The 4,424-nt window shown below is 67.6% G+C and carries 5 protein-coding genes and 1 pseudogene; 3 read left to right on the plus strand and 3 right to left on the minus strand.

The genetic code is table 11. The features are described 5' to 3' along the window. Window positions 1-40: 40 nt before the first annotated feature. The 3 genes and pseudogenes from DI269_RS04535 to DI269_RS28975 all read right to left on the minus strand — a co-directional run. Complete coding sequence (locus tag DI269_RS04535; RefSeq protein ID WP_198667140.1) at window positions 41-829, minus strand: RNA-guided endonuclease InsQ/TnpB family protein; 789 nt, start codon at window positions 827-829, stop codon at window positions 41-43. Beyond that, entirely contained in the window at window positions 826-1,035 is a 210-nt protein-coding gene (locus DI269_RS27620) for a hypothetical protein (protein WP_232822614.1), read from the minus strand. Before DI269_RS27620 ends, DI269_RS04535 begins: the two co-directional genes overlap by 4 nt. Window positions 1,036-1,041: 6 nt before the next feature. After that, a pseudogene (locus DI269_RS28975) lies at window positions 1,042-1,116 on the minus strand (helix-turn-helix domain-containing protein); the annotation flags it as partial. Between the two features lie 328 nt (window positions 1,117-1,444). On the opposite strand from DI269_RS28975, the gene DI269_RS04540 reads away from it, so the two are divergent. From DI269_RS04540 to DI269_RS27625, 3 genes are all read left to right on the plus strand, one after another. Then, window positions 1,445-2,125 (plus strand): potassium channel family protein, encoded by a 681-nt coding sequence (locus DI269_RS04540; protein ID WP_112133940.1) that lies wholly within the window; start codon window positions 1,445-1,447, stop codon window positions 2,123-2,125. After that, on the plus strand, window positions 2,125-3,471 hold the full coding sequence (locus DI269_RS04545) for a TrkH family potassium uptake protein (RefSeq protein WP_112133941.1): 1,347 nt from the start codon (window positions 2,125-2,127) through the stop codon (window positions 3,469-3,471). The genes DI269_RS04540 and DI269_RS04545 overlap by 1 nt, the downstream gene beginning before the upstream one ends. Before the next feature lie 138 nt (window positions 3,472-3,609). Continuing rightward, on the plus strand, window positions 3,610-4,424 hold an 815-nt coding region (locus DI269_RS27625; RefSeq protein WP_198667142.1), incomplete at its 3' end, for a nitrate- and nitrite sensing domain-containing protein.

Consider the following 4,424-nt stretch of genomic DNA (forward strand, 5'->3'; position numbering starts at 1 on the left):
CGCATAGCGGCGGCCCTCGGGCGGGTTCCTCGTTCTTCCGCTACCGCGGGTTTCGAGCAGCGCCCGGCTGGCCGGGTCTCACCTGCTCTCCAGAGGCGTTTCGAGTCTCCGCCGATCCGGCGGCGACCTGCGCGAGGCGTCTGCCTTCGCGCCGGATGTTCATTTCAGCGTTCTCATCGCGGTCATGTTCGACTCCGCAGGGACATGACCATGTGCGGATCGACAGTTCTTCCAGTCCCTTCGGCCCGGTGATCGCTCCGCATGCCGAGCACAGTTGCGAGGAAGGGAAGAACCTGTCGACCTTGGCGAACGACCGCCCGGCCCGGGCCGCCTTGCTTTCGAGACGGGCCAGGAACTGACCGAGTGCCTGATCATGGAAGCTTCTCGCATGGCGACCGCGGACCAGACCTCGAACGCACAGGTCCTCGACATAGATGCCTTGGTTCTCGGCAACTATGGCGCTGACCTGCTTGTTCAGCCAGTCGTCCCTCCGGCTGCGAACCTTGTCATGCAGGATCGCCAGGGCCGATCGCGCCTTGACCTGGTTGGCAGAGCCCCGCTGCTTGCGTGAGAGCCGCCGCTGCGCTTTCTTGAGCCGGCGCTCCATCGCCAGGAAGAAGCGCGGGGACGGGATAGTCTTTCCATTCCGAAGCACGGCGAAGTCCTTCAGCCCGAGATCGATTCCGGTGTCCGCCTCAGCAGGCGGCAGCATCTCGGCGTCGTCGTCGAGTGCGACCACGAAGCCGGCATAGTACTTGCCGGTCGATGCCCTGATCACCGTGACCGAACTGGGATCCGCCGGAAGCGCTCTCGACCAGGCCACCTTCATGTCGCCGATCTTCGGAAGACGGAGCCTCCGGTTCGCCCGGCAAGGGATTGCTGGAGTACGACCGCCGACACCTCGCCGAGCCAGGCCCGTTCCGGGGTGCGCTTGGCTTCAGTGATCAACGATTTGGACAGCACCGCCTGGGTCGGGTAGGGCCTCCCCTCAGCGAATGCGCTGCGGCGCGCGGCGATCGCGTCGTTGTAGACCACCCTGGCACACCCGAATCCGCGGGCAAGCGCTTCGCGCTGCGGCTCGTTCGGGTATATGCGGAAGCGGTACCGGAGAAGCACATCGCAACCGTAGACGAAGGGTGTGACAATCGGCGATCAACCGATCACCGTCGATCAAGAGCCCTGGGCCCACCTCGCCGCCGACGAGCGCCCACACCCGACATTCACACCCGCAGAGCACTAGAACACTCCGCTGGAACCAGATAGGATTGGAGTCTCCTCCATCCTTGGAGAGTGTTAGGGGTGTTCGAGGGGGGCGGTCATGAGGGGTTATCGACCGCCCTCCTCATTCTTTTCGCCATCGGGCGGCCGCGGCACCCGCGGGTCGCGGGCGGGTGGCAGAATCAGACTTCGTGTCAGCACCTGATCCACGCCGAGGGATGAGCGGATGAACCTGTTCGGCCGGGGCGAGAAACTCCCCGAGGAGTCCATCGCGGTGATCGGCCTGGGCCGCTTCGGGTCCGCCGTCGCCGAGTCGCTCACGCGCCTGGGCCACGAGGTCCTCGCCATCGACGAGCGCCCCGAGATCGTCCAGCGCGCCTCCGAGACCCTCACGCACGTCGTCCAGGCCGACTCGACCGAGTCGGCGGTCCTCGTGCAGCTCGGGATCGGCGAGTTCGACCACGTCGTGGTCGCGATCGGCACCGACATCGAGGCGAGCGTCCTCACGGTCCTCGCCTGCGAGGAGGCCGGGGTCCGCGAGATCTGGGCGAAGGCCATCAACGCCAAGCACGGCCAGATCCTGCACCGCACCGGCGCCCACCACGTGGTCTATCCGGAGTGGGCGATGGGCGAGCGGGTCGCGCACCTGGTGAGCGGGCGGATGCTCGACTTCATCGAGTTCGACGACGGCTTCGCGATCGTCAAGACCAAGGCCCCGACCGAGGCCGTCGGCCGGACCCTCGGCGAGTCGCGACTGCGCTCGAAGTACGGCGTCACCGTCGTGGGCGTCAAGCAGCCGGGTGAGGACTTCACGTACGCCACCCCGGACACGGTCATCGCCGAAGGGGACACCCTCATCGTCTCCGGGGCCACGACCAAGGTCGAGGCGTTCGCCTCCACGACCTGATGATCCCCAGAGTCAAGGCGTTCTTCCGCCACCCCGGCCGCCTCATCCCCCTGCTGTTCGTGGCCGTGATCCTGGGCGGGACGCTGCTGCTCATGCTGCCGGTCGCGCACCTGGGCGACCGGTCGACCTCGTTCGCGGACGCCCTGTTCACGTCCACGTCGGCGGTGTCGGTGACCGGCCTGGCCGTCCTCGACACGCCCGTGCACTGGTCCTGGTTCGGGCAGTTCGTCATCATGCTGTGCTTCCAGATCGGCGGCCTGGGCATCATGACGAGCGCGGTCCTCATGGCCCTGCTCGTCACCCACAAGCTGGGGCTGCGCACGAAGCTCGCGACCCGCATGGAGATCAGCCAGGCCCTCAACCTCGGCGACTTCCGCGCGATCCTGCTGCGCACCATCGCGTTCACGTTCGTCGTGGAGGCGATCGTGGCGCTCGCGCTCGCGATCCGGTTCTCCTCCTTGGACTTCGGCCTCGGCAAGGCGGTCTGGTACGGGGTGTTCCACTCGGTGAGCACCTTCAACAACGCCGGGTTCGCGCTGTTCTCGGACTCGATGATGTCCTACGCGACCGACCCGTGGATCTGCGTGCCGATCGCGCTCGGGTCGATCCTCGGCAGCCTCGGCATGCCGGTGATCTTCGAGATGACCCGCCGCCACTGGGGCCGGCGCCAGTGGTCGGTCCACACCAAGCTCACCCTCGTCGGCTCGGCCGTGCTCCTGTTCGGCGGCTGGGCCGCGTACCTGGCGTTCGAGTGGTCGAACCCGGCGACGTTCGGCCAGTGGCCCTGGTACGACCGGATCCTCCCGGCGTTCTTCCAGTCCGCGGTGGTGCGCGCCTCCGGCTTCAACTCGATCGACATCGGCGCCATGCGCGAGGACTCGCAGCTGGCGTCGATCATCCTCATGTTCATCGGCGGCGGCGCCGCCTCGACCGCCGGCGGCATCAAGGTCACCACGTTCTTCCTGCTGCTCCTGGTCATCTGGGCGGAGGTCCGCGGCGACCCCGACGTCACCGTGTTCCGCCGCCGCATCGACCCGCCCGTCATCCGCGAGGCCCTCGCGGTCGCCCTGGTCTACGTGGCGTGCAACGCGTTCGGCGTGTTCCTCATGCAGCGCTTCGAGCCGAACATCGAGATCACCGCGATCATGTTCGAGGTGACCAGCGCGTTCGCCACGGTCGGCCAGTCCACCGGCATCACCTACGACCTGTCCGAGCCGTCGGTGTGGCTCTTGACGATCGCGATGTACACCGGGCGTGTCGGTCCGGTCCTGTTCGCCGCGTCGCTGGCTCTTCGTGCACGAAAACGGCTATACCGGTACCCATCGGCGCGCCCGCTCGTGGGGTGAGCCCCGCCTCAACTGCCCCTCCGACGACAAGCGAAGATGGTGTCCAGCACGCCGCAGCGCGGATCGTCGCCCCCAGAAAGGACGCCCCCCGAGATGTCCCGTAAAGCCCGGCAGCGCACCAGTCGACTCCCCATCCGGATGCAGTTGATGCTTCCGATCGCCGCGGCGCTCATGGGGATGCTGGTCCTCGGGCTGTTCCAGACGGTCAGCGTCTGGGACGAGTACCAGAACGCGACCGACGCGGAGGTGCTCGCGGGCCTGTCGGCGGACCTGAACGACGCCCTCGAAGCGCACCGGCTCGAAGCCGGTCCCCTGGTCCAGTCCGTGATCAACGGCGGCGGCGGCCAGTTCGACTCCGCGGTCGCCCGCCGCGAGACCGACTGGGCGTTCGACCGCCTCGAAGAGGGCACGCCCGCGGTGACCGCGCGCTTCCCCGACCTTGAGGACGACCTCGAATCCCTGTTCGCCAAGGCCGCCGACCTGGAGACGGCCCGCGCGGCCTTCGACAAGCTCGCCGCCGGGGAGGCCGACTTCTCCGACGACGACGTCGCCGACGCGTACCTGGTCTACCGGGACGTCGCGAACAAGATCGTCTCGATCGCCGCGATCCTCCCCCGCCTGGTCGACGACGCAGAGGTCGCCGCGCACCTCGACTCGCTCGCGGCCCTCATGCAGGCCAGCCGGATCGCCGCCGAGATCCAGTTCACCGTCTCCACCGACCTCGTGTCCCTCGAAGCGGCGCAGGAGGTCGTGGTCGGGCGGCCCGAGCTGTCGAACGCCGCGTACATGTCGGGGAACTTCGACCGGCAGATCACCGAGTTCCAGGCGAACGCCTCCACCGACACCAGCACGGTCTACAAGGAGGCCATGGACTCCGAGCAGATCGAGACCGCGCAGGAGGCCCTCGGGGTGTACGTGCGCGGGAACGTGCCGACGATCAGCCCGCAGGACTT

Source organism: Glycomyces dulcitolivorans (assembly GCF_003265355.1).
In the GTDB taxonomy this organism is placed as follows: Bacteria; Actinomycetota; Actinomycetes; order Mycobacteriales; family Micromonosporaceae; genus Glycomyces; species Glycomyces dulcitolivorans.

Excerpts from the sequence above, each read along its gene's own strand:
- DI269_RS04540 (WP_112133940.1), top strand. The coding sequence starts at position 1,445 with ATGAACCTGTTCGGCCGGGGCGAGAAACTCCCCGAGGAGTCCATCGCG.
- DI269_RS04545 (WP_112133941.1), top strand. The coding sequence starts at position 2,125 with ATGATCCCCAGAGTCAAGGCGTTCTTCCGCCACCCCGGCCGCCTCATC.
- DI269_RS04535 (WP_198667140.1), bottom strand. The coding sequence starts at position 829 with ATGAAGGTGGCCTGGTCGAGAGCGCTTCCGGCGGATCCCAGTTCGGTC.